This window comes from Chitinophaga pinensis DSM 2588, from assembly GCF_000024005.1.
Taxonomy (GTDB): Bacteria; Bacteroidota; Bacteroidia; order Chitinophagales; family Chitinophagaceae; genus Chitinophaga; species Chitinophaga pinensis.
On record NC_013132.1, the window covers coordinates 1296344 to 1323032 of the forward strand.

General features: G+C 42.7%; 21 protein-coding genes. 19 read left to right on the forward strand and 2 right to left on the reverse strand.

All coding sequences use genetic code 11. The annotated features are described in order from the left end of the window. Positions 1–2: 2 nt before the first annotated feature. The 13 genes from CPIN_RS05340 (at position 3) to CPIN_RS05400 (ending at position 16608) form a co-directional block, all read left to right on the forward strand. Positions 3–1268, forward strand: coding sequence for an oligosaccharide flippase family protein (locus tag CPIN_RS05340; protein ID WP_012788755.1), 1266 nt, complete (start codon positions 3–5; stop codon positions 1266–1268). Further along, the gene (locus CPIN_RS05345; RefSeq protein WP_012788756.1) at positions 1265–2290 is read left to right on the forward strand and encodes an ATP-grasp domain-containing protein; all 1026 of its coding nucleotides are present in this window, start codon (positions 1265–1267) and stop codon (positions 2288–2290) included. Before CPIN_RS05340 ends, CPIN_RS05345 begins: the two co-directional genes overlap by 4 nt. A 5-nt stretch (positions 2291–2295) precedes the next feature. Next, complete coding sequence (locus CPIN_RS05350) at positions 2296–3450, forward strand: glycosyltransferase (RefSeq protein WP_012788757.1); 1155 nt, start codon at positions 2296–2298, stop codon at positions 3448–3450. A 25-nt stretch (positions 3451–3475) separates the two neighbouring features. Further along, the gene (locus CPIN_RS05355) at positions 3476–4627 is read left to right on the forward strand and encodes an EpsG family protein (RefSeq protein WP_012788758.1); all 1152 of its coding nucleotides are present in this window, start codon (positions 3476–3478) and stop codon (positions 4625–4627) included. 13 nt (positions 4628–4640) lie between these two features. Then, entirely contained in the window at positions 4641–5630 is a 990-nt protein-coding gene (locus CPIN_RS05360) for a glycosyltransferase family 2 protein (protein WP_012788759.1), read from the forward strand. A gap of 22 nt (positions 5631–5652) precedes the next feature. Further along, positions 5653–6783 carry a non-hydrolyzing UDP-N-acetylglucosamine 2-epimerase gene (gene wecB, locus CPIN_RS05365; protein ID WP_012788760.1) on the forward strand — a complete coding sequence of 377 codons (1131 nt, stop codon included), beginning with the start codon at positions 5653–5655 and terminating at the stop codon, positions 6781–6783. A gap of 1 nt (position 6784) precedes the next feature. Then, entirely contained in the window at positions 6785–7864 is a 1080-nt protein-coding gene (locus tag CPIN_RS05370) for a glycosyltransferase (RefSeq protein ID WP_012788761.1), read from the forward strand. 16 nt (positions 7865–7880) lie between these two features. Then, positions 7881–9563, forward strand: coding sequence for a DUF4091 domain-containing protein (locus CPIN_RS36355; RefSeq protein WP_012788762.1), 1683 nt, complete (start codon positions 7881–7883; stop codon positions 9561–9563). Positions 9564–9616: 53 nt separating this feature from the next. After that, the gene (locus tag CPIN_RS05380) at positions 9617–10765 is read left to right on the forward strand and encodes a glycosyltransferase (protein WP_044217926.1); all 1149 of its coding nucleotides are present in this window, start codon (positions 9617–9619) and stop codon (positions 10763–10765) included. 101 nt (positions 10766–10866) lie between these two features. Beyond that, complete coding sequence (gene gmd / locus CPIN_RS05385; protein ID WP_012788764.1) at positions 10867–11979, forward strand: GDP-mannose 4,6-dehydratase; 1113 nt, start codon at positions 10867–10869, stop codon at positions 11977–11979. Positions 11980–11986: 7 nt separating this feature from the next. Beyond that, positions 11987–12916: a GDP-L-fucose synthase gene (fcl, locus tag CPIN_RS05390; RefSeq protein ID WP_012788765.1), complete on the forward strand. Its 930-nt coding sequence runs from the start codon at positions 11987–11989 to the stop codon at positions 12914–12916. A gap of 121 nt (positions 12917–13037) precedes the next feature. Then, a complete protein-coding gene (locus CPIN_RS05395; RefSeq protein ID WP_012788766.1) occupies positions 13038–14609 on the forward strand; it encodes a hypothetical protein in 1572 nt (523 codons plus the stop codon). Positions 14610–14703: 94 nt separating this feature from the next. Continuing rightward, entirely contained in the window at positions 14704–16608 is a 1905-nt protein-coding gene (locus CPIN_RS05400) for an ABC-F family ATP-binding cassette domain-containing protein (RefSeq protein ID WP_012788767.1), read from the forward strand. Between the two features lie 58 nt (positions 16609–16666). Here CPIN_RS05400 and CPIN_RS05405 read toward each other — a convergent pair whose 3' ends face one another. Next, complete coding sequence (locus CPIN_RS05405; RefSeq protein ID WP_052306743.1) at positions 16667–16969, reverse strand: hypothetical protein; 303 nt, start codon at positions 16967–16969, stop codon at positions 16667–16669. A gap of 135 nt (positions 16970–17104) precedes the next feature. Between CPIN_RS05405 and CPIN_RS05410 the strand changes: the two genes are divergently transcribed. The 6 genes from CPIN_RS05410 (at position 17105) to CPIN_RS05435 (ending at position 26062) form a co-directional block, all read left to right on the forward strand. Next, the gene (locus CPIN_RS05410) at positions 17105–17713 is read left to right on the forward strand and encodes an RNA polymerase sigma factor (protein ID WP_012788769.1); all 609 of its coding nucleotides are present in this window, start codon (positions 17105–17107) and stop codon (positions 17711–17713) included. A 99-nt stretch (positions 17714–17812) separates the two neighbouring features. Further along, on the forward strand, positions 17813–18814 hold the full coding sequence (locus CPIN_RS05415; RefSeq protein WP_012788770.1) for a FecR family protein: 1002 nt from the start codon (positions 17813–17815) through the stop codon (positions 18812–18814). A 49-nt stretch (positions 18815–18863) separates the two neighbouring features. Then, complete coding sequence (locus tag CPIN_RS05420; protein ID WP_012788771.1) at positions 18864–22310, forward strand: SusC/RagA family TonB-linked outer membrane protein; 3447 nt, start codon at positions 18864–18866, stop codon at positions 22308–22310. Positions 22311–22321: 11 nt separating this feature from the next. After that, on the forward strand, positions 22322–23788 hold the full coding sequence (locus CPIN_RS05425) for a RagB/SusD family nutrient uptake outer membrane protein (protein ID WP_012788772.1): 1467 nt from the start codon (positions 22322–22324) through the stop codon (positions 23786–23788). Between the two features lie 15 nt (positions 23789–23803). Then, entirely contained in the window at positions 23804–24634 is an 831-nt protein-coding gene (locus CPIN_RS05430; RefSeq protein ID WP_012788773.1) for a DUF4843 domain-containing protein, read from the forward strand. 15 nt (positions 24635–24649) lie between these two features. Beyond that, positions 24650–26062, forward strand: coding sequence for a PKD-like family lipoprotein (locus tag CPIN_RS05435; RefSeq protein WP_012788774.1), 1413 nt, complete (start codon positions 24650–24652; stop codon positions 26060–26062). Positions 26063–26164: 102 nt separating this feature from the next. On the opposite strand, the gene CPIN_RS05440 is transcribed toward CPIN_RS05435, so the two are convergent. Further along, a complete protein-coding gene (locus CPIN_RS05440; RefSeq protein ID WP_012788775.1) occupies positions 26165–26632 on the reverse strand; it encodes a hypothetical protein in 468 nt (155 codons plus the stop codon). Positions 26633–26689: the final 57 nt, after the last annotated feature.

Here is a 26689-nt window from a genome sequence, read left to right on the forward strand (position 1 = left end):
TAATGAGTGCGACTACTGATCTTTATAAGCGGGTAATTGAACTTGTAAAGGAGAAGCGAAAGAGTTCGCTGGTAAAGAACTTCTTTTCTCTGTCCATATTGCATGGACTGAATATCGTTTTACCGCTACTGACATTGCCCTATGTGTTGCGTATTGTAGGCGCCGACCATTATGGCATTATTGTAATGGCCAATTCCCTTTTACTGTATTTTGATAAGTTTTCTGAATACAGTTTTAATATTTCTGCTACAAGGGACGTGGCGGTACATAGGGATAACCATGCTGAACTTTGCAGCATCTACAGCAAAGTATTATCAACAAAATTTCTATTGTTAGGTATCTCCTGCCTGGTTTTTTTTTCGGTGGTGTTCCTGGTACCCAGATTCTCGGAATACTGGTTTATTTATGCCTTCTGTTTTCTGCAACTAATAGGTAGTGCGTTATTCCCCGAATGGTTTTTTCAGGGGATAGAACAGATGAAGTATATCACGATTATCAATGCATCGATTAAGATCTTTTTTACGATTTGTATTTTCGTATTGATCAAATCAAAAGAAGATTATTATTATCTCCCCATGTTAAATATGCTGGGCTATCTTATAGCAGGCATCTATGGTCAGTTGTTGTTAACGATTAAGTATAAGTTACGGTTTTCTTTTCCGGGATTTGCGGTAATACGTAAGACCCTACATGATAATTTCAACATCTTTGTTAATCAGTTTGTTCCTAATCTTTATAATAATTCTACCACTTTTATTTTAGGCTTGCTGACGAATAACAGTGTAGTCGGAATTTATGGAGTGTCAAAGAATATCGTAGAATATGGTATTGAAATCATCAGTATCCTTTCACGCGTATTTTTCCCGCATCTTAACAGAAACTTTAAGTCTTTCGATAAGTTTGTCAAACTTATTCTTTCTATAGGTCTTTTGATCGCGATCGGTTTTTGTATAATGTCCTATCCCATCGTATGGGTATTGAAACTGCCGATGATCGGGGTGCCGGTTATTTGTATACTGGCGCCAAGTGTATTCATGTTTGCGATGTATTGTTGCTATGGTACGAACTATTTTATTGTCAAGCGGCAGGACCGTCTGGTAATGAAAAATACCATACTGGCATCATTGACAGGCTTCATCTTGTCTTTTCCGCTGATCCTTACAATGGGGGCTATCGGGGCCGCTATTAATCTGACTTTTGCCAGGTGTATACTGGGGATGGGGTTATGGAGAAAATATAAACTGGACTTTAAAACTGCACATGAATGATAGCTATACACTTTGATAACGGGATTCATAGCTTTAGCGGCCGGTGGATTGAGTATTGTGAAAAACACAATATAGCGTATAAGCTGGTCAACTGTTATGCCAGTGATTTATTTGAACAGTTGAAAGATTGTGATGGGCTGATGTGGCATTGGTATCAGGGAGACATTATCGCATTGCAATTCGCAAGGCAGTTAACAACGGCGCTGGAGAAAATGGGAATGAAGGTATTTCCGAACAGTAATACCGGATCTCATTTTGATGATAAGATCAGTCAGGGATATCTGTTTACTGCTATAGGAAGCCCGATGGTGCCTTCTTATGTTTTTTACGAAGAAGAAGAAGCCAGAAAGTGGATCGAATCTACCAGTTATCCGAAAGTATTCAAGTTGAAAGGTGGAGCGTCTTCTGTTAATGTGAAGCTTGTAAAGAATAGCACTGCCGCTAAACAGTTAATGAGGAAGGCCTTCGGTAAAGGATTTCCTTCTTTTGACAGGGTTGCCTTATTTAAGGATAGCATATTGAAAGCAAAAAGAGCGCCTGGTATGGCAGCCTTTATTACTGTGGTAAAGGCATTCCTGCGCATCTTTATCCGGACGGAAGTAGAAAAACACAGCCCAAGGGAAAGAGGGTATCTGTATTTTCAGGAGTTCATACCTGACAATAAGTATGATACCAGGCTGGTGGTGATAGGGAACAGGTGTTTTGGCTTAAGGCGCTATAACAGGGAGAATGACTTCCGTGCCTCCGGCAGCGGAAAGTTTGATTATGATAAAGAGATGTTTGATCCGCGTTGTATCCGGATTGCATTTGAGGTTTCTGAAAAACTTGATACGCAATCCATGGCATATGATTTTATAATGGATAAAGACAATAAACCGCTCCTGGTAGAGATGAGTTATTGTTTTTCCATAGCGGCATATGATCATTGTCCGGGATATTGGGATAAAGATCTGGTATGGCATGAAGGTACATTCAAGGCACAGTATTTTATGGCAGAGGATTTTTATAATAGCATTAAATAATTAGGGTGACATTAACCAATAAAAATATCGTATTCGTACTGGCGACGACTGAACTTGGAGGTGCAGAAAGGCAGAGTATACTGCTGGCCCGCGGACTCCGGGAAAAATATCAGGCTAATATTTCCTTTATCTGTTTTGGAAAACAGAAAGGGCGTTGTACGGAGTTATTGGAACAATATGGTTTTAACTATTCCATCATCCGCTCTTTTAGTCTGTATAAGTTTTTACATCTGCCATTCGCGTTGATGGCTATGTTACGTTTTCTGTTGCAGCTGAAACGGATAAAAGCAGAGATAGTAATGCCTTACTGTTACGAATCGAATATCTGGAGCGGACTTGTACGCCCATTTTTAGGGAAGAATGTGACAGTCATCTGGAATCAACGTGATGATGGCAGAGGGATTATGTCTGATGGGATCAATAGAAGGGCAATTTCCAATTGTACACATTTTATAGCTAACTCAGATGCGGGAGCAGAATACCTGATAAAAGATCTTTTTATCAAAGAGCAAAAAGTAAACGTGATTTACAATGGCGTAGAGGAGGCAACACCTGCATTATCCAGGGCCGAATGGAGAAAACAGCAGGGCTTTACTGAGCATGGTTTACTGGTTTGTATGCTGGCTAATCTGCATGACCAGAAAGACCATGAAACCTTGCTGAAAGCGTGGGCCTTGTTATTGGCAGGTAAAGAAAATAAGGAAGGACATAGATTGTTATTAGCTGGCCGTCCGCAGAATACAGAAGAGCGACTCAGGCAACTGGCGGCATCGTCCGGTATAACGGATAGTGTGGTATTTATGGGAGGTGTTAAAGATGTCCATTCAATGTTAGGCGCTATTGATATTTCTGTTCTTTGTGCCTTCGAAAAAAGTGAAGGACTACCGAATGCGGTATTGGAATCGATGTTACATTCATTGCCGGTTTTAGGTAGTGATGTAGCTGCATTACATTGTGCACTGGGTGAGGATATGAAAAACTGGCTCTCTCCGGTTGGTAATGCAGAAAAACTGGCTGCGGATCTGGGAAGATTATTTGCATCTGATGTACTTCGTAAAGACATGGGCGCCAGAAACAGACAACGTCAGCAGGAAGTATTCTCTGTTGATGCACTCATTGTCAACAGTGGAAAGCTTATTGAAACTATTGTGAAGAATTGATCAGCGATGATATAAAAAGTTATTTATGGCCTATCTAATAATATTTCTAATATTTACAGCTTTCGGTTGTTACAACCTGACCGAAAGTTATAGGCAAAATAAGGAGTCGCAGGCATTTCTATATAGTGTTGCATTTATTATACTGACCTGTTTTGCAGGATTGAGGTATCATACTGGTGCAGACTGGCCTAACTACGAACTTCACTATGATACCATCCTGCCCAGGATAGATAAATTTTTTGAATTCAGGTATGAGTTTTTTGATCCCATGCACTTTGAGATCGGATATGTTTATCTGAGTTCAATAGTGAAAACAATGGGATTGGATATTACAGTGGTTTTCTTCATCGCCGTAGTGATGAATATTATCGGTGCATTTATATTGATCAGGCAATTTTCTCCCTATCCCTTTGTCGCTTTGCTGGGTTTTTATGCCTACAACTATATACAATATAATTTTGCAGGCGTAAGACAGGCGATTGCATTCCTCTTCATGGCAATTGCTTTCCAGCATCTGTATAAGCGTAATTTCTGGAGATATGCGTTGTTTATTATAATCGGGTTCTTTTTCCATTCTTCCATTATTGTATTCATACCACTTTTTTTTATTCCTTTTCATAAGGCGACAAATGTGAAACTGGTGGTTGCTGCATTGTTGATTGCATTCATGATCAATCTGTTTTTCCCGATCACTGAGGTGATATCGATGCTTTCAAGAGTGGGCGTATTACCAGAGTTTGTTAACAACAAACTGCTTAGCTATCTTACCAGGGATGATTATGGAGCGGGGCGTGGATTCGGTATTGGGTTTATATTGAAGCTCCTGATATTTTTGTTCGGACTTAGATACCGTCAGTATCTGCGTGAGAATACCCCTTATTTCGATTTTGTCTTCAATATTTTCTGTTTATACTTTTTTATCTGGACACTGACCAACAGTTTCGAGGTATTGATTTCAAGATACAGCCTGTATTTTCAGATATTCCAGGAGATATTGTTGTCTTATTTCCTATTGGTGATACCGGTAAGAAAATCGATGCGTATAACTTTTTTTGCGGTGTTCCTGGTAGGTATGAGTTTCTATTTTATGAGCGGATTATATAGAGGCACCATAGCGAAAGAGTATAATCCGTATAAAAACTATTTGTTTTACAAGTGGCCTTTCGAGTCAAATTAACAGCGACCGTCTGATGAAAGTAAGTGTAATTATTCCTGCTTATAACGTAGAGAAATATATTGAGGAATGTGTGATGTCCGTCATTGAACAGACATTAAGTGAGATTGAAATAATTGTTGTCAATGATCAGTCTTCTGATGGTACCTTATCAGTGCTTGAAAAAATAAAGGCATCACATTCTCAGGTTGCGCTGAAAATTATCAGTCAGCAGAATCAGGGGCTGAGTGGCGCACGCAATACAGGGATACAGGCAGCCACAGGAGAGTATATCTGTTTCCTCGACGGCGATGACTGGCTTGAAAAGGAAATGCTGCAGGATCTGTATAAGGTAGCAAGCGACGGGAATGCGGAAGTGGTTATCTGCGACTATACAAAGGTATATGAAGACCGGAACGAAGTATTATCCGGAGGAAGGATCGATGGTAATGTTTTGCGTAACAGGAAAGATATACTGGAGGCATTTCTTACCGGGAATATTGTTATTTCCGCCTGTAATAAAATGTTCAGGAGAACCTTTGTGGTAGAACGGCAATTTAGATTTCCGGTGGGGTATCTATATGAAGATCTGCCTACAGTGATGCTGATTGCAGATGCATCTGTTGTAATTAAAGTAGATAAATCCTACTACAATTACCGGCAACGTAGTGGTTCAATCATGAACTCTATCTCTCCAAAAATGGTGGAGAAAATTGTATTGGTGAAGCAGATCATAGATTATATCAAGGCAAAAGGAGAACAAGGGTTAGAAGAGGCATTGCAAAGCTTTTATCTCAATACGTATGTGCTGCAACTGATCAATCAATTGGCAATACATGGTAATAAGGATACAAAGCAACGTGATCAATATTTCAATACTATACTCAGTAAACAGGAGTCCCGCTTCTTTTTCAAAAAGTTTTACCTGAACCATTATATAAATACACGAGATAAAATAGGTCTCTTTTTGCTGAGAATGAGCCCCACTTTTTATGCTTTTTTATACAGGAAGTATAAGAAGGCTTAAAAGTAAACCAAGAAATTTAGCTATGAAAAAGATATTGTTGGTATTTGGCACCAGGCCAGAAGCCATTAAGATGGCCCCGTTAGTGAAAAAATTTAAAGAGGAATCAGCGTTCTTCGATTGTAAAGTATGTGTGACGGCACAGCATCGTGAAATGCTGGACCAGGTTCTGCAATGGTTTGAGATCTCACCTGATTATGATCTGAACATCATGCGCCCTGGTCAGGATCTTTATGATATTACGGCCAATGTATTGTCGGGTATGAAAGATGTACTGAAAGATTATCAGCCTGACGCTGTACTTGTGCATGGAGATACGACAACAAGTTTTGCAACGGCACTGGCAGCTTTTTATCAGCAGATACCTGTTGGACATATTGAGGCGGGTTTACGCACGTATAACCTGGATGCTCCTTTCCCGGAAGAGTTAAACAGACAATTGACCGGTCGTATGGCCAGGTGGCATTTTGTGCCTACTTCTCTGAATCGTGATAATCTGCTGAGCGAGGGTGTGAAGGAGCAAAATATTTATCTCACAGGTAATACAGTGATCGATGCACTTTACTGGACTACCGATAAAATTAAACGTCAGTCTTTGTCCGGAGGTAACGTCGATCAGAACGTTATTACGGTGCTGAATGATCCTTCTATACAGACAGTATTAGTTACTGCACACAGGAGAGAAAGTTTTGGACATGGGTTTGTAAACATTTGTGAAGCGTTGGCAAAGCTGGCCCAAACACATAAGAACCTGGCGATCATTTATCCGGTACATCCCAATCCTAAAGTGAAGGAACCTGTGGAGAAGTATCTGAAAGATATCCCTAATATCCATTTGATAGAGCCACTGAACTATCAGGATTTTGTGTTTGTGATGGAAGCCGCTGATATCGTGCTGACGGATTCGGGAGGAGTACAGGAAGAAGCGCCAAGTCTGGGAAAACCGGTACTGGTAATGCGGGATGTGACTGAGCGTGTAGAAGCACTCGAAGGAGGAACAGTAGAGCTGGTAGGTACAGATGTGAAGAAAATTGTGGACAGGATCAGTCATTATCTGGCCCCTGAAAACAATTTTATTTCTAAAGTCAACCCATATGGTGATGGGAAGGCGGTACAGCGGATAGTGGAGACATTCAAAGGTTATTTTAATAGTTAGTATGATCAAAATTCTACTGATAGACAGCACATACCCGATCAACACAAGGAATGGACGTATACTTTCATCTCTGAAAAAGTTATATGGGCAGGCTGCTGACATCAGGGTGCTGGTATGGAACCGGGATGACTCTGCGGTATCTATTCCCGGATTCGAGACCTACGCGTATAAAGAAGCTGCTCCTTATGGTAATCCGTTAGTTAAGTTGCTTAAACTAAAAGGTTTCGGGAAATATATCCGTCAGATAAATGATGAATTCGCTCCTGATTACATTATTGCTTCCCATTGGGAGGTATTATGGTTGTCATCCAGGGCAATACGGAAAGGTCAGCAGCTGATATATGAAAATCTTGATATGCCAACAGCCGGCAACCCGATGGTGCTAAAACTATTGCAGGCAATAGAGCGTAGTTCTCTGAAAAAGACAGCAGCAATCATACATGCTTCCAGATTTTATCCTAAGAAGTACCGATTTTTTAAGGGTAAGCAAATTCTGCTTGAAAATAGACCTCAGCAAGCCGCTGTAGCAGCTTCGGAGGCATCAACGGTATCAGCGGGCCGTCTTAAAGTAGCCTTTATTGGTATCCTGAGATATTTTGACGTACTGAAGAACCTGGTAGATGCGGCAGAGAATTTGCCTGTAGAAATACTGTTTTATGGAGATGGCCCTGATATGGGGAATCTGAAAGCATATACAGCAGGGAAAGAACAGGTAAAGTTCTACGGACGTTATAAGTATGAAGAGGTATCAGGGATATACAACGCTGTTGACCTGATATGGGCAGTTTATCCTTCAGATGATTATAATGTGAAGTATGCGATTTCCAATAAGTTTTTCGAAAGCATGATGCTCAACAAACCAGCTGTATTTGCAGAAGATACCGAGTTAGGTAAGATGGTGCTGTCGAAAGGAACAGGTTTTGCTGTAAATCCATATGATAAAGCGGCTATCGTACGTCTGTTGCAGGATGTGAGTGGTAATAAGGCAAGATTGACGGAGATGAACAAGAACATATCAGCATCCGGAGAAAAGCTTTATTGGGAAGATGAGGAGCAAAGATTGAGAGAGCTATTTAGTTAACTGAAACGAATCTGCTATGAAAGCATTCTTTTTGTTGTTATTAGGCGTATTGCCATTTGGCATACTTAGCGCACAGGAAAGTAATCGGAAGAAGGGAGGTGCAACGGCGATGTTTGTCGATCCGCTTGTAAAGGTATTTAAGTATTCCAATGATCTTCAGGAGATAAAGCCTGTGGCAGACGTGGCAAAAGGAGAGTATGCTTCATTCCAGTTTGTCTACAGGTCAGGAACTGCCATTAAATCTTTGTCGGCGAAGATCACAGGTATAAAAGGGGAGCGTGGAGGAACAATCAGTAACAGCATGGTCAAATTTGTTGGCTATGTAAAGCAGGGTAAGTATACAGACAAACCCGCCACTGACATCATCAGGTCAAAGGATGGAACATTTCCGGATCCGCTTTATGAACAACAGAGTATAGCTGTAGATGCCGGTGATAACCAGGCTATCTGGCTGACCGTTCCTATTACAGCTGGTCAGCAACCTGATTTATACCATGGAGAACTGGTTGTCACAGCCGTTACAGCCAATGGTGAACAGCAGTCAGTAAAGAAGAACTTTGATATAAAAGTATATCCTGTATCAGTTACCAAACAAACCTTGTGGGTATCTAACTGGGCATCATTTCTTAGTCCTTCATCGGTTGTGATGAAGAACCCGCAGGCATCAAAAATGTATTCAGATGAATATTGGACAGCGCTGAAAGCAATGGCTGATAAAATGAACGATTACAGGCAGAATGTAGTAAGGATAGAAATGCTGAAGGTGATAACGTTTAACAAAGGCAATAACGGGCACTATTCTTTCAACTTCGAGCGCTTGGATAAGATGATGGGCCTGTTTATGCAGAGTGGGATCAAACGTTTTGAAGGTGATTTTGTAGCACAGAAGATGACAGACTGGGCCGGTCCGCTAGGTTTTGTAATGCCTGCAGATGCAGGAGATGCTGTCAGCCGGAAATTAGTAACGGTCAATGATGCAGATAATAATGCCAGGCAGTTTTATAAAGAATATCTGGTAGCACTCTATAATCATCTGAAGCAAAAGAACTGGGATGATATTGTATTCCTGCATGTTTCTGACGAGCCTACGCAACAGAATCCGAAGGCATATAAAGATATGCTGGCTTTTGTAAGGTCTGTCGTGCCGGATATGAAAATAATAGAGGCAATTAATCAGCCTGTACCTATTGATGTGGATATACAAGTACCGTTGCTGTCGTATCTGAGATATGGCGCTCTTCCAAAATTTGAAAAACAACGGGCACAAAATAAAGGGGAGTTATGGTATTATGTATGTGTATCACCGCAGTATAATTATCCTAACAGATTCCTTGAGAATCCACTTATTAAGACCCGTTTTCTACATTGGACGAACTACAAATATGATCTGACAGGGTTCATGCATTGGGGATATAACATATGGACAGGATATCCCTTCGATTTTTCTACCAGCAATAGTGTGGGTGGGGATGCATGGATCGTGTATCCGAAAGATGGAAAAATAATCAGTTCCGTAAGGCTGGAAGCAATGAGAGATGGAATTGTCGATTATGAATTGCTACGATTACTGGAGAAAAAGAATCCTGCACTTGCACAGCAAATTGTAAATGCTACTATCCTGGATTTTGATAAATCCAACACTGACATCGGTACTTTTAGAACTAACAGAAGAAAAATACTTACAGCGCTCTCTAACTAAGAGAGCGTTGTGCATAAAACGCCATGATAGAAAAGAAAAGAAAATGTTTGCTTTTGCTTACGAGAATTCCCTATCCGCCGGTAGGAGGAGATAAGTTGAAAAGCTACCACCTCATCAAAATCCTTAATAAACATTACGACCTTAACGTAATCGTCATAACGGATGAAAGCGCAGATAATGCTGATGCGAATCAGTTCCTCAGTACGCATTCCGCAGCATATAAGATCTTCTCTTTTCCTAAACACAGGTTTTATATTAATGCATTGGCAGGCTTGCTGGGGAAAGAACCAATACAGGTAGCATACTATTACTTCAGAGAAGTAAAGAAGTATATAGATGGTTTATTGCCGCAAACGGATTTTATTATTGCAAATCTGATCAGGACTGTCAAATACATAGAGTATACAGATAAGCCGAAGTTTCTTGACATCGTAGATTCCATTGCGATCAATTATAAAAACGCCATAGATAAGGTTTCTTCTGTATTCTGGAAGAGCATTTATAAAGTAGAGATACCGCGGATCACTGCCATTGAGGAACGATCTATCAGAACTTTTAATGCTACGTTCTTTGTAAACAAGCAGGAGTCGGAACACTGGGCACAAACAGGAAAAGTGCGTTGGATCCCTAATGGTGTAAATCCGAAATTGTACGATTATTCGAAAACGAATCCGCAATACCGAAATGCCATTGTCTTTTTTGGGAAAATGGATTACCAGCCGAATATTGACGCTGTAACCTGGTATCTGAAGAATGTACATAGCCTTATTAGCCCTGATCTGGTGTTTTACATCGTAGGGGTTCATCCGGCGCCAGCTGTCATTAAACTGGCTGAAAAGAATAAAAATGTAATAGTGACTGGCTTTATTGAAGACCCGTATGAAATCATCAATTCGGCCAGGGCTGTGATTGCACCTATGCAGACAGGAGCTGGTATTCAGAATAAAATCCTTGAGTCCATGGCTTTGGGGAAAGTAGTGGTGGCCACTTCACTGGCAGCGAGACCCATTGTAGGTGCGCGGGATGGCGAAGATCTGTTAGTGTCAGATGATCCGGTGCAGTTTGCAGGTTACCTGAATGAGTTGGGCCAGGATAATCATCCATACGCGAAGGTGGCTGCAAATGCCAAAATATTGATGCAGAATTATACCTGGGAACGTTATGAGAAAACATTAACAGCACTTATCGGTGAGGAGCTTTAAAGGAATAGTAAATATTTAATAATCAGGAATATAGATCTGCAGATCGTTTTTCGCCGTATTTTACAATAGCATAGAAAAACAAAAGTTTATAAACCCCGTATATGAAGACTGCATTAATTACCGGTATTACAGGTCAGGATGGCGCTTACCTGAGCGAACTGCTGTTGGCTAAGGGCTATGATGTTCATGGTATAAAGCGGAGAAGTTCGTTATTTAACACAGATCGGATTGATCATCTTTACCAGGATCCGCAGGCGCCTGACGTCCGTTTTAAGCTTCATTATGGGGATTTGACTGATTCCACGAATCTGATCCGCATCATTCAACAGGTACAGCCGGATGAGATCTACAACCTCGGTGCAATGAGTCATGTACAGGTTAGTTTTGAAACGCCTGAATATACGGCCAACGCTGACGGTATCGGTACGCTGAGGTTACTGGAAGCAATCAGACTGCTAGGGCTGACAAATAAGACAAAGATCTACCAGGCTTCTACCTCAGAACTGTACGGACTTGTACAGGAGGTGCCCCAATCAGAAAGTACGCCTTTTTATCCCCGTTCCCCATATGCTGTTGCCAAACTGTATGCTTACTGGATCACGGTTAACTACAGGGAAGCCTATAATATGTACGCATGTAATGGTATTCTGTTCAATCATGAGAGTCCCTTAAGAGGAGAAACTTTTGTGACCCGTAAGATTACCCGTGGTGTCGCACAGATCGCATTAGGGATGCAGGAGAAGTTGTATATGGGGAATCTGAACGCCCAACGTGACTGGGGACATGCAAAAGATTATGTAGAAGCAATGTGGCTCATACTGCAACAGGAGAAAGCAGAAGATTATGTGATTGCGACAGGTATTACCACGCCGGTAAGGGATTTTATCAGGATGGCATTTGCAGAAGCGGGCATTGAGGTTGAATTTAAGGGGAATGGTGTGAATGAAAAAGGTATCGTAAGAAGTGCGGGCCCGGATATTACAGCCGTGAAACCTGGCCAGGAAGTAGTAGCAATTGATCCCAGGTATTTCAGGCCGACAGAAGTTGATCTTTTGATAGGTGATCCTTCAAAAGCACAAACTAAACTGGGGTGGATGCCTAAGTATGATCTGCCGGCATTGGTACGCGAGATGGTTAGTACTGACCTGGAACTGTTCCGTAGAGAAAAATTACTGAAAGAAGCAGGGTTTAAAATATTTAATCAATACGAATAGCCGGGATATGCAGCAAAGCGATAAGATTTATGTAGCAGGACATAGAGGAATGGTGGGTTCTGCCATTGTCAGAAGATTACAACAGGATGGGTTTACGAATATCGTCACCCGCACCTCTGCAGAACTGGACCTCCGTAATCAGGAAGCGACGGCTGCCTTTTTTGCTACAGAGCAACCCGACTACGTTTTTCTGGCTGCGGCAAAGGTAGGCGGGATCGTAGCCAATAATACCTTCAGGGCTGAATTTATATATGAGAACATTATGATTCAAAATAATGTTATTCATCATGCCTATCTGAATGGTGTAAAGAAACTCATGTTCCTGGGCTCCTCCTGTATATATCCAAAACTGGCGCCACAGCCGCTTAGAGAGGATTATTTGCTGACAGGCTTACTGGAACCGACGAATGAGCCGTATGCGATCGCCAAGATAGCCGGTATTAAGATGTGTGATGCGTACCGTGCACAATATGGTTGCAACTTTGTATCTGTGATGCCGACAAATCTTTATGGGCCTAACGATAACTATGATCTTAGAAACTCCCATGTATTGCCTGCCCTGTTACGCAAGTTTCACGAGGCGAAGAAAAACAATGCTGAGGAGGTAATGATATGGGGTACAGGTACTCCCCTGAGAGAATTTTTGCACGCCGATGATATGGCCGATGCCTGCTTCTACCTGATGCAGCACTATAATGAAGAGGGGCTTGTAAATATCGGGGTAGGGGAAGATATCAGTATCAAAGACCTTGCACTGCTGATTAAAAAAATAACCGGTTATGAAGGCGGGCTGTCATTTGATACGACTAAACCTGATGGCACTCCACGTAAACTTATGGACGTAAGTAAACTACATAACCTTGGATGGAAAGCGAAAATCGGACTGGAAGAAGGAATTACCGCGATATACGCAGACGTTCGGGAAAATGGCTTATAAACACAGGGAAAAGTGTTTATTTAGCGTGAAATATGCCATAAATCTATAGTATGACAGAATAAAGTACTATCGTACCAACTCTAATCGCTTATATTTGTAGCAGGCAAGCAAATTATTCCTTATGTTCAAGAAATGTATTACCCCTGTGTTTGTTCTGGTTTGCTTAGGAATTTCATTGAGCTCTACCGTTCGCGCACAAAGTATCGGCCGTCAGTATTCTCTGGGATTTTATAAGTCCACTTCAGACAGTAATGGCTATCACTCGTCTCAAAGAGATTATTCAATTGAACCAACTTTTGATCTCCCTAAAGGAGATACTACCCGTAAACAAAGCTGGTTATACCGGAAATTATTCAGAGAGCATCTGCTTGAAGTAAAAGGGGATGATTTCAACTTTTACGGTAGCATCCTGCCCGATCTGATCGTAGGTCATAGTGGAGATAACGGAACTGTATGGGTGAACACCCGCGGTTTTGTAATAGGAGGTACGATCGGTAAGAACCTCACTTTCCGTTCCGAATTTTACGAGAATCAGGCAAAAATGCCTGCTTACCTTGACGCTTATGGACGTGAGAACAGGATTGTGCCGGGCCAGGGTGAATGGAAAGCCTTCAAAGGCGACAAGTTTGACTATGCTTATGCGTCAGCCCTGATCAACTATAAAGCAGGCAAACACTTTGATTTCCAGTTAGGTTACGATAAGAATTTCATCGGCGACGGTTATCGTTCCATGCTCTTATCTGATGCAGCATTCAACTATCCTTTCCTGAAGATCATTGCAAACGTAGGTAAGGTGCAGTACACTACTATGTGGGCGCAGTTTATTGATATGCAATATCCAAAAGCTTCTTACGACAATGGATACCGTAAGAAGTGGGGTGTATTCAACTACCTGGACTGGAATATCAGTAAGAAGATCTCCGTTGGCTTATTTGAAGCAGTGATCTGGCAGGATTCCGATTCTACAGGTAAGCGTGGTTTTGACGCCAGTTACCTGAACCCAATTGTATTCCTGCGTCCTGTGGAGTTTTCTGTAGGCTCTCCTGATAACGCTATTTTAGGTCTGAATGCCAAATATGCCATTTCCAATAACAGTACATTCTATGGCCAGTTTATCCTGGACGAGTTTAAACTGGATCAGATTACTGGCGGTAAAGGATGGTGGGGTAATAAGTACGGCGGCCAGTTTGGTTTCCGTTCAAACGACCTGTTTAAAGTTAAAAATCTGAATTTCCTGACAGAGGTAAACGCAGCAAGGCCTTATACCTACTCTCAGCGTAGTACCCTGAATAACTACGGGCATTATAATCAGCCACTGGCGCATCCTATGGGAGCGAACTTCGTGGAGTGGGTAAATATTGCCGATTTCAGGTATAAAAGGATCTTCCTGCGTGGACAGGTCACTATTGCGAAATACGGACTTGATACCGCCGGTGTAAACTATGGTAAGGATATCAACAAGTCTTATTTCACCCGTACCGTGGATTATGGCAATCATATCGGTCAGGGTCTTAAAACGAATTTCCTGTATGTACAGGGAACAGCGGCTTACCTGCTGAACCCGAAATATAACCTTCGTCTGGAAGCCTCTGTGACTGCCAGGAAGGAAAGCAACAATAGCTGGGATAAGAAAGAGCTGATCTTCCAGTTTGGATTGAGAAGTGCTTTCCGCCAATTGTATTACGATCTTTAGGTTTCTTAAGAAACGATATAAGCCTTCCGGTATCCCCGGGAGGCTTTTTTTATTCCGGCTGTCAGGCGTCCCTACATTTTACTAACTTCGCGCCATGCATTACGTTACGGTTGAAGGACTCACTAAATCTTACGGCGCAGGGCCGCTTTTCAAGGATATTTCTTTTCACATTGAGGAAGGGGACAAGATTGCCCTGGTCGCTTTGAATGGCGCCGGTAAATCCACTTTGCTTCGCATTCTGTGCGGGCAGGAATCACCTGATGCCGGTACTGTCTGGATCCACAAGGGCGTGAGCGTGGTAATGCTGGAGCAGCAATCCGACTTTGATCCACAAAAAACGATCTCTGCGAATATCTTTTCACAGTCGAATCCGGTGCTGGCCGCTATCAGAGACTATGAATTGCTGACAGACGAGGAGGAAGGCGAGCCGGACCTGGATAAGCTGACGGCTGCTATTGAGCGCATGGACGAGCTGAATGCCTGGCATTTTGACTCCAAAGTGAAGCAAATCCTGGGTAAACTGAATATTCATCACCTGGATCAGCGTATGGGCAGCCTGTCCGGTGGACAGCTGAAACGTGTAGCATTGGCTAAAGTGCTGATTGACATCGGCTTCGAACATCGCCATACGCTCCTGATCATGGACGAACCTACCAACCACCTGGATATCAACATGATCGAGTGGCTGGAAAATTACCTGGACCAGGAAAATGTGACTTTACTGCTCGTAACGCACGATCGTTACTTCCTGGACAGTGTTTGTAATGAAATCATGGAACTGGATCAGCAACAGCTGTTCATTTATAAAGGGGATTACGAAAACTACCTGGAGAAGAAAGCCGCCCGTGAGGAAAGTGATCGCGCCAGCGTAGAAAAGGCCCGCAATACCTTCCGGAAAGAGCTGGAATGGATGCGTAAGCAACCAAAGGCCCGTACGACGAAATCCAAGTCCAGAATCGACGCATTTGAAGAGGTAAAGGAAAAGGCCAGCGTACGCCTGGAGAAACAGCAGCTGGAACTCAACGTGAAAATGAGCCGTCTGGGGGGAAAGATCATTGAACTGAAGAAAGTTTATAAAGCCTTCGGAGATCTGAAGATCCTGAACGGATTTGACTATACCTTCAAGAAAGGGGAGAGAATAGGCGTTGTGGGTAAAAACGGGGTAGGTAAATCTACCTTCCTGAATATGCTGCAGGGCATTGAAGCGCCGGATTCCGGTAAGATCAATACCGGAGAAACGGTGATCTTTGGTAACTACGATCAGCGTGGTCTTATTATTAAGGAAGACGTACGTGTGATCGAGTTTGTGAAAAATATCGCTGAAAACTTCCCGCTGGCAGATGGTACCAAGGTAAGTGCCGCCCAGTTCCTGCAATTATTCCTGTTTACGCCTGAGAAACAGTATACTTATATCTCCAAACTGAGTGGTGGTGAGAAAAGAAGACTGCATCTGCTCAGTATCCTCTTCCGTAACCCGAACTTCCTGATACTCGATGAGCCGACCAACGACCTTGATCTGCCAACGCTCAGCATTCTGGAAGAGTTCCTGTTGTCTTACCAGGGTTGTATTATCATTGTAACGCACGACAGATATTTCATGGATAAGCTGGTAGACCACCTTTTTGTGTTCGAGGGAGCCGGCGAAGTGCGTGACTTCCCTGGTAACTATAGCCAGTACAGAGATTGGGAGAAGGACCAGAATGAAAAAGGGAAGGAAGAAAGCCGTAATGAGCCTAAGGTGGTTGCCCAACCGGTGGTGGAAACACCACAACCTGCTGCGCCTGCTAAGAAAATGTCTTTCAAGGAAAAACGTGAACTGGAACTGCTGGAAAAGGAAATTGCATCCCTGGAAGCCGAAAAGAAGAGTATTGACGAGCAAATGGGAGCAGGCACACTGGCTTACGAACAGCTGGAGCCACTTTCACGCCGTGTAGGAGAGATCATTCAGTTATTGGATGATAAAGGGTTACGCTGGATGGAGTTGAGCGAAATGGGTTGATTATGAATAGTTTTTATAAAAAAGGGACGCTATATGGCGTCCCTTTTTATTTCTCGTGTTAGTTTTGTTGCTTATCACGGATTTCAGAAGGTTTCAGATAGACCTTTTTTCCCTTATCGTCCACATAGTATTTCCTGTCTTTCTTATCTATATAAACTGTCTGGCCACCCGGACCTTCTTTGCCTTTATAAGTTTTATCGGTGATCTTCATGGCCCCTTTTACAGCCACAGAAGCGGTCTTATTGCCTATTTTCTTGGCAGTACTGTCTACACCCTGAGCCATACTGGTATGGCCGGCAAGAAGGGCTGCAACTGTCACTGAAACAGCAACAAATCCGATGCGCAATGTTCTCGATATCATAACAATAGATTTTAAAAGTTGTGTAAAGTCACTATGAATATTATTATTCAATTTTGATGCCAGCAACATCTTCCATATTTTTAGACTGCCACCATATGTATAGTATATTTTAATTTTAACGGTAAACGGTAATAGTTGGAGGAGATCTGGTATAAGGACCTTTCAGATCAGGAGCTCTGGAGCAGGCTGATAGATAGTGATGAAGGCGCATTGGCTTTCATTTACGATACATGGTTCACATCACTCTACAAATATGGAATGAAAATACAGGCGGATAGCAGCCTGGTGAAGGATTGTATACACGATCTTTTTACTTCCTTATGGCATAGTCGTCAACAGCTTTCTGTAACTGACAGCATCAAATTCTACCTGTTTGCCAGTCTCAAGCGCAATATTGTTAAACATAGCAAGGCGGAGGGGCTTTTTAACCTGTTCAGGCAGCAACCAGCCGCACAGGAATCACACATGCCTTCTTACGAGGAAAGGCTGATTAACGAGCAAACCAATAACGAGCGCAACCTTAAACTCGCGAAGGTGATTGATCAGTTACCAAAACGGCAGAAGGAGATCCTGTACCTACGTTATTATGAAGGGCTGTCTACCCAGGAAACAGCCGAAATTATGTCACTGAGCGTTAATTCTACATATGTATTATTATCGAAAGCATTGAATTATCTCAAGAGTCACAGTGGTGAATTATTGACTTTATTGGTCATATCCGGGTATCGACCCAAAGGTTTCTAAAGAAATTATAGTTTTTTTAAAAAAAAGTCGAAAAAGACGCTAAGATTTTTTGATTTCGCTGCTTTATGTATTTAAAGCCTATCAGGAATAACGCTGATTATGGATTATAAAGATTACACAGTAAGGGAGTTTCTACATGACGGAATGTTTCGGAAATGGGTCACAGATCCTGACCAGGAAACAAATGCCTTCTGGGAAATCTGGCTGCGTGACAATCCGGATCATCGTGTTACCGTAGAGCAGGCAAGGGATGTATTGCTGATGATCGGGCCGGAAGAGCATCTACCTACAGCGGAAGACCAGGCGGAAGTCTGGAGCCGTGTTGCTTATTCCATCCGTCAGCTACCTGAGAAAAGGCGGATTTTCGTCGCCTGGCGATATGCCGCGGCATTTGCCGGTGTATTGGCGGTGGCTGCAGCTTCCTGGTATTTCATGCATAAGAAAGAACCGTTGCTGGTCGGCTACATCACACCCTACGGTGAAACAAAAAAGATCACATTACCAGATAGCTCTGTTGTAACACTGAATGCAAATTCAAAGCTCAGATTCAGTATGGGCAGTGATGGTAAACGTGAAGTATGGATAGATGGAGAGGGTTTTTTCACCGTTCTCCACGAAAACAACAATGCTCCGTTTGCCGTACATACTTCGGATGTGGATGTACAGGTTATAGGAACAGCATTTAATATCAGTACCAGGCGTATTATGACACGTGTGGTACTCAATAGCGGCGCCGTAAAACTGAAGCTGAACGGCGAAGGACAGGAAGACCTGAGCATGAAGCCTGGTGAAATGGTGACTTTTTCAACCAAAACTAATCAGTTGTCACGCCGGAAGGTGAATCCGGCAGATTATAATGCATGGCTCGACAATATGTTTGTCTTCAATGAAGCAACCATTGCGGAAGTAGCCGAAGTATTAAACGAGAACTTAGGGATTAACATTAAGATAGAAGAGCAGGAACTACAGAAGGAGTTATTTACAGGTAGCATACCAATGTCAGATGTAGAAATATTTTTCAGAACACTGTCACGGTCCTTACATGTGGTTATCGAAAAGAAGGACAATAAAAACTACAGCATCAGGAGAAAAACAACCTAGTGAAGTTTAGTCGATAAAAATTCAACCTACCAACCTTAATCTATTGCTTATGCCTGGAAATTACTTTAGGTGTATAGGGGATCGTATTGCCCTGTTATTACTGTTGCCAGCCATGGGGTATGCTGCTTCAGATAAAGTACACTACCACCCGCAGCAGGAGTTGTATGCTGCAACGGGATTGAATCAGTCCAAGGGAAGACAGACCTTAAAAGATATCCTTGTCTCATTGGAAACAAAGTATAAGGTACGTATTAACTATGTAGGTCAGTCGATTGGCAGTATCCAGACAGAGCCGCCTGCAGTCAAGGGTGCATCTGTGAAATTCATTCAGTACCTCAATCAATTCCTGAAACCACTCGGACTGGAAGCAGAGGAATCTGGCGCTAACATGTTTATCGTCTACAAACAGGAAGGTGCAGCACCTGCACCCAAGCCCGCAGCGCCTGTTGAAAAAAAAGCAACGCCGGAACAGGAAAAACCAGCCGCTATCAATATATCCGGTCTCGTAACGGATGATACAGGCGTTCCTTTACCGGGCGTAACTGTTGTTGTGAAAGGTACTTCAAACGGTGTGCATACTTCTAATGACGGTAAATATGAACTGAAGAATGTGCCCGAAAATGCGCACATCGTATTCAGCTTCATTGGTTTCAAAGCACAGGAAATTGTGCTTAAAGGACAACATAAACTGGATGTACGTTTAAAGACAGATGTACAGGCCGTAAAAGATGTGGTTGTAACCGGGTACTATGAGATCAAGAAAGAGAGTTTTACCGGTATCGCAACGGTCCTTACTTCTGATGATATCAAAAAAGTAAATCCGCAGAACGTACTGAGCAGCTTGCAGGCATATGACCCTTCATTTAAACTGGTTGAAAACAATCTGCTGGGCTCTAACCCCAACAGAATTCCTAATATCAATGTTAGGGGTACGACCGCATTGCCAAGTGCAGACGTATCCAAACTGACGAGAAACAGTATGCTGACCGGTGTTACCAATCAGCCTACTTTTATTCTCGATGGTTATGAGGTGAATGTACAGACTGTGTTTGACCTGGATCCGAACAGGATCGCATCTATGACCCTGCTGAAAGATGCAGCAGCAACAGCGATCTATGGTTCAAGAGCGGCAAACGGTGTAGTAGTCATTCGCACAAAGGCGCCAAAAGAAGGGAAGCTGGCTGTCAACTATGGTTATGAGATGACGTTGAATGCACCTGATCTTTCTGATTACCATGTACTGAATGCAGGAGAGAAACTGGAGTATGAACGACTGGCAAAACTGTATGAATCAAATAACGTAGATGCGCCGATCGATCTGGAGAAGGAATATTATCAGAAAAAGAAAAACGTACTCGCCGGCGTAAATACTTATTGGTTGTCTCAGCCATTACAGGTAGATCTCGGACACAAACATTCCTTATATCTTGAAGGTGGTACACCTGTTGTGAAATATGGATTGGATATGCGTTACCAATCCAATAACGGTGTAATGAAAGGCTCTTACAGAAAACGTTATGGTCTTGCAGCATCCCTGTCTTACAACGTGCAGAACAAGATACAGTTCAGAAATCAGATGTCTATCACACAGGTAGATGGAAGAGAATCTCCTTACAGAGAGTTTTCCAACTACGTAAGAATGAATCCTTACTATCCAAAAACAGATTCAACAGGCAGACTGTTACGTGAAGTAGACAAATGGAGTTATCGCGGTGGCGCTAATGGTGGTGCTGTTACAGATCCAGTGCTGAATCCGATGTATGAAGCGACTACGGGTAGTCTGGAGAAGAATCAATACGTAGAATTCATGGATGCATTTTCAGGGGAATGGACCATTAATCCTGCATTAAGATTAAGAGGCCAGATATCCCTGACAAAGAGGAGATCTACTGCAGATAAATTTACCTCACCATTCAGTAATGAATATTATAACGTAAGTGGTAATGATCTGAAAGACCGTGGTAAATACACGTTTGCTGATGAAGATTTCTGGCAGGCAGATGGTAGTCTGACACTGAGTTATGCAAAACAGATCAGGTCTAACTTCCTGAACGTATCACTGGGTACGAATATTCAGGACAGAAGTAATGACAGCAAGGCTTTTGCTGCACAGGGTTTCTCTAATGACAGATTCTCACAGATTGAGTTTGCCCGTACTTATGAAAAAGATGGCTCTCCAAGTGGTGAGTACACACAGGACCGTCTGATCGGATCTTTTCTCTATGTAAACTATTCCTATAAAAATAAGTTCCTGATGGACGGTACCGTACGTCTGGACGGATCCTCCAAATTTGGTACTGATTCCCGTATGGCTACCTTCTGGTCCTATGGTCTGGGATGGAATGTACACAACGAAAAATTCATTCCACGTAAGGTTATTTCACAATTGACGCTGAGGGCTACAACAGGTCTGACGGGTGATGTATCCTTCCCGTCTTATTTATCTAATACCACTTACCAGTATTACAGCAACGACTGGTATTCCACAGGGGTAGGCGCGATTTTCAGAACGTATGGTAACTCTTCTCTGAGATGGCAGCGTACCAAAAACTATGATGCCGGTATGGAACTGGACCTTTTCAATGGTCGTTTCTATATTGCGCCGCGTTATTACTATAAACTCACCAAAGACCTGCTTGCAGATATTATCGTACCACCATCAACAGGTTTTACGGACTATAAAGCCAACCTGGGGGAAATGGTGAATCGTGGTTTTGAGATAAACGTCCGCAGTAACGTGCTGAGAGGTAAGAACTGGTCTTTCAACCTGTTTGCCAACCTTGTGACAAACAAAAACAAGATCACCAAGATCTCCAATGCGCTGAAGAGCTACAATGATAAAGTGGATGATAAACAGGAGAGTGATCCTAATCTGAATTCTGTTCCGCTACTGCGTTTCCAGGAAGGACAGTCCCTTAATACGATCTATGCCGTAAGATCAATGGGGATAGATCCGGAAAATGGTAAAGAGATATTTGTGAAGAAAGATGGAACCTATACACATACCTACAGTGTGAAAGACATGGTGCCTGTCGGCGATATGACCACCAAACTGGAAGGTACATTCGGAGGCAGTCTGTATTATGGTAACTGGGTCGCTGAAGTAAGATTCTATACAAAAGGCGGTGGCGATCTGTATAATCAGACACTGGTGGACCGTGTAGAAAATGCAGATCCACGATACAATGTGGATAGTCGGGTGCTGCAATCCAGGTGGAAACAACCAGGAGATCATGCACTGTTTAAAGATATTGCAGACCAGGGTTCTACCCGTACTTCTTCCCGTTTTGTACAACGCGATAACGTAGTGGAATTAAAGTCTGTTTATCTGGGATACAATGTTCCGATGTCGGTGGCCAAGCGCTACAGGATGAATAACCTGCGGTGTTCACTGAATTTGAATGATGTGTGGAGAACATCCACTATAGATGCAGAAAGAGGTATCGATTATCCTTTTGCGAGAACATTCACCTTCTCATTATCTACTCAGTTCTAAAAAGCAGCAAGATGAAGAAATATTATACACTTATAATAGTGATGGCGACCGGTTTGATGTCCTGCAGTAAATGGTTGGATGTAACGCCGAAATCAGAGGTGTCGCAGGGTGCTTTATTCAGTACACAATCTGGTTTTGAAGAAGCGCTGAATGGTGTGTACAGTCGTTGTACACAGGAAGATAGTTATGGTAAGGAGATCACCTGTGGTTTCCTGGATGTACTGGCACAGAACTATGTTATTACCAGTCAGGATCCGCAGGCATACAAACAGACTTCCATCTATAACTATGAAGAAGAAAACTTCATGAGAAGAAGGGATGATGCCTGGAAAGCGCTGTATGCTGCAATAGCAAACAGTAACCTGATCCTGCATCATATAAAAGGACAGGAGAAGTTATTTGCCGGTCAGGAGTATTCATTGATTAAAGGCGAAGCGCTTGCGCTGAGAGCATACCTGCATTTTGATCTGTTGCGTATGTTCGGTCCTTCTTATGTAAGCGATCCGAATGCATTGGCTATCCCCTATGTAATGGACTTCTCCAAAAAGATCACACCGATGTCCAGTGTACGGCAGGTACTGGACTCCGCTATCCTGGACCTGACAGAAGCGAAAGCACTGTTGAAAGTATCTGATCCGATCCTGAATGCCGGTTATAAAGTAGGTTATCCTGCGAAGGATTCCAGCACAGAGGAATCAGGCGCTTTGTTCCTTCAGAATCGTCGTCATCGCCTGAACTATTATGCTGTTTGTGGTGAACTGGCGAGAATCTATCTCTACAAAGGCGATAAGGCGAATGCGCTGGCCAGTGCCCTGGAAGTCATCAATTCTAATAAGTTCCCCTGGACACGCCAGAATGATTTCCTGAATCCGAATGATGAAAAGAAAGATCGTATCCTATACAGGGAATTACTCTTTGGATGGTATGTGCCTAATATGTCCGGCGCATTGAATAGCCGTTTCAGAAATGGGGAAAGTGCGCTGTTTATTACAAGTGCGGAAGGTCAGAATATGTATGAAACAGGTGGTGTTGGTGGCGATGACTTCCGTTACAAACAATGGTTCAGCGAACAGAGTGGAGGTCTGGGTACCCGTTTACAACTTGAAAAATATTACCGTGACGGAGATGCAAACATCCACTACCAGATGGCGCCTGCGCTCCGCCTGAGTGAAATGTATTATATCGCAGCGGAGTGTACGTTTGATACTGATCCTGCAAAGGCATGGGATTACTTTAATGAAGTAAGACTTCACAGAGGTATCGGTACCCGTATTACGGAAGAGCGTTCAAAAGATGTGTTCATGACAGAACTGGTAAAGGAAAGCCGCAAGGAGTTTTATGGAGAAGGGCAGATCTTTTACATGTACAAACGTCTGAACAGAGCAGTAACAGGACTGGCAGGTATCCAATACCCGGCTACGAATAAAATGTTCGTATTCCCTTTACCTGATGATGAAATCCAATTCGGTAACCGATAAAAAACCTACAGCCAGATGAAAAAGAGTTATTTATTCGGAGTGCTTTGCTGTATGGTCTTCGTTGCCTGCAAGAAAGACGAAACTCCTTTGTTTGACACAACAGAGAACGTTTATTTTGATTTCACGCCTAATGATCCGAGTGACAAAACAGACAGCCTGTTGTACTCATTCGCTTATTTTCCTGATAAAGGAGAAGACACCGTATATGTGCCGGTAAGGATTTCAGGTTTTCGCGTGGCCCATGAACGCACGTTTATACTGGAAACAGTAGATAGTAGCACAACTGCAAAATCAGGACTGGATTTCAAGGCATTGGAGAAAGAATACATCATGCCGGCTGATTCAGGCTTATGTCTGGTCCCCCTGATCCTTTATAATAAAGATACAGTGCTGAAGTCCAGGACGCTGACCATTGGTCTTACGCTGAAAGCATCCAAAGACTTTGGTGTTACGTTCAAACTACAGAATAAAGGTATTGTGAAGTTTTCCAACAGACTGGAGAAGCCAAACTGGTGGAATACCTGGGCGGGTGAACTGGGTGACTACTCCCGTGTGAAACATGAGCTATTTATCAGGGTGTCAGGTGCAACCGAGTTAGGTACGAACCTGCAGGATTTCAACACGATCCCTAAAGCCCTGTATCACACAAGACGCTTCAAGACCTTCCTGTTGGATCCTTTTAAATGGGTAGAACAGTTTGCCACAGAGGGTTATGTTATTACGAAAGAAGCAGATGGTTTCTACTATTTCTACAGTAGCAGAAATCCTGATAATAAGTACAAGCTGGAACTGAACCCGGATGATGGCAGATATTATTTCAGGGATGAAAATGGTAAACGTATCTAGGCAAAACTTACAACAATGAAGAAATCACTTTTTTATATACTTATTGCTGCTTTGCTTCCCTTCCTGGCATCCTGCTTCAAGGATAAAGGGAACTATGATTATGTAAAAGTCGATGAGCCGGTTATCTCTAATCTGGATACAGCATATACTGTTTTAACAGGAGATAGTCTGATCATCGAACCGAAGATTGTACTCCCGGGCGGCAGAACGGACATGACCTGCCACTGGATGATACAGATCCCATCTGAAGCCCGATCAGATGATTATGATGGTCCTGCATTGAGAATCCTGTACGGTCTTGGCTCTAACAGATACAGCTGTATATTCACTGTGAAAGACAATACGACCGGGATGAAGTATTTCTACGAATTCGTCATCAATGGTAAAACAGAGTTTACTTCAGGTACATTGGTACTCTCCGATGAAGGCGGACAAGCGAAGCTTTCTTTTGTTAAGCCAGACGGTTCGGTAAAACCTGATCTGTATCCGGCGATCAATGGAGAAAACCTGGGTACAAATCCGTTGCAGATAGTACCATTGCGCAACCAGTATTACCTGAATGTGACGCTGTCTTATTGGATAGTATGTGCCGGAGGTACTAACCCGGCTGTGCAGATCAGTCCTGATGATCTGAAGCGTATGAAATACCTGAAAGAGAATTTTTACGATCCACCGGGAGATATACATCCTGCATATTTTCAGAAGTTGCTGGATGGAACTACGACTGCTGTGATGAATGATAAGTTGTACTTCGGAACAGTGGAAACAGCGCCGTTCGGTACCTATTATGGCTATTTCAGTAATCCGATCGCAGGTGATTACAACCTGTCCGGAGACCTTGTCTTTACCAGCAATGACAAGGGCTTGTACTACCTGGGTTTTGACAAGGTGAAAAAACGTTTCCTGCGTTTTGACCGTACGACCTATTTCGGTATCAATTATACACAGGAGGATTCCCTGTTCAATCCAAAGGACCTGAAAATGGACCTGCTTGACATGGAGAAGATCACAGAAAATGATGTATACGCCTTTTGTGACAGCGTTGGCAAGACTTATGAACTGAAGTTCGCCCTGAACTTCCTGGAGGGAAATTCCCGCTTTAAAACCATCTATAAAAGGAAGTTTAAGGGAGATAGTCTGATGACGGACCAAACTAAATGGCAATCCTCTGCTTTAGGCGTATTTTATTTTACCTCTCATGATAAAATCTATCGCTACAATCCGCTGAATCAGGAGATCAAACAACTGGATGCGAATTTCGGTGGTAAAGATGTAACCATGATCAAAGTGATGGATGAGGTGAACAAACTGATTGCGGGTACAGATGGCAGTTATTATACCCTTGATATAAGTACCGGGAAGAACGGCAATATTCTTAATCAGACGCATGGTCTCCCCGGAAAAGTAGTCGACGTTTTTATACGATGATAGCATCTACAACTATCCAGAAGCCCTGTTGAACCAACCATTACAAAAAACGGAACGCCCCGCGATTCAATCGTGGGGCGCTGTTTTTCCAAAAGAAACAGATTATTTGCAATCTCCTTTTACGAAAGGAGTTTCCTCATATTTCAGCTTGGTCAGGTCTTTTTCGAATACAGGCACTCCCTCTTTATCAAAAGAGGATGGAATAGCCTCTGATACCTGGTTATTTTCCAGTTTGAACACGACAGGTCTTACACTGGTCTGGCCCTCACTCATAAAGCGATATTCTGCCTCAATGATGTTGTTATTGATCGTACCGGTAATAGTACCCAGGTTTTTGTCTTTTTCAAAGAGACGGTACTCCAGATGTCCATTGATAACTTCATTGTCTGTTTCAAACTGCAGATAAGAAGTATCCTTACCAGAGATACGGGTAAAGCATTGAGGACCTGCTGCTACCATCGCCGGGGCGGTAACAGTGCTGTCTTTCCCTTCCGTTTCGGAACTTGTACTGGCAGATTGTTGACAACTTAGCATGGTCAGTAAGGCGGCAGCTACAAAATATAGTTTCATGTGACTGGTTTTTGCCTTATAGAACGAATAGTGTGCCAAGGAGTTACTTTATTATGT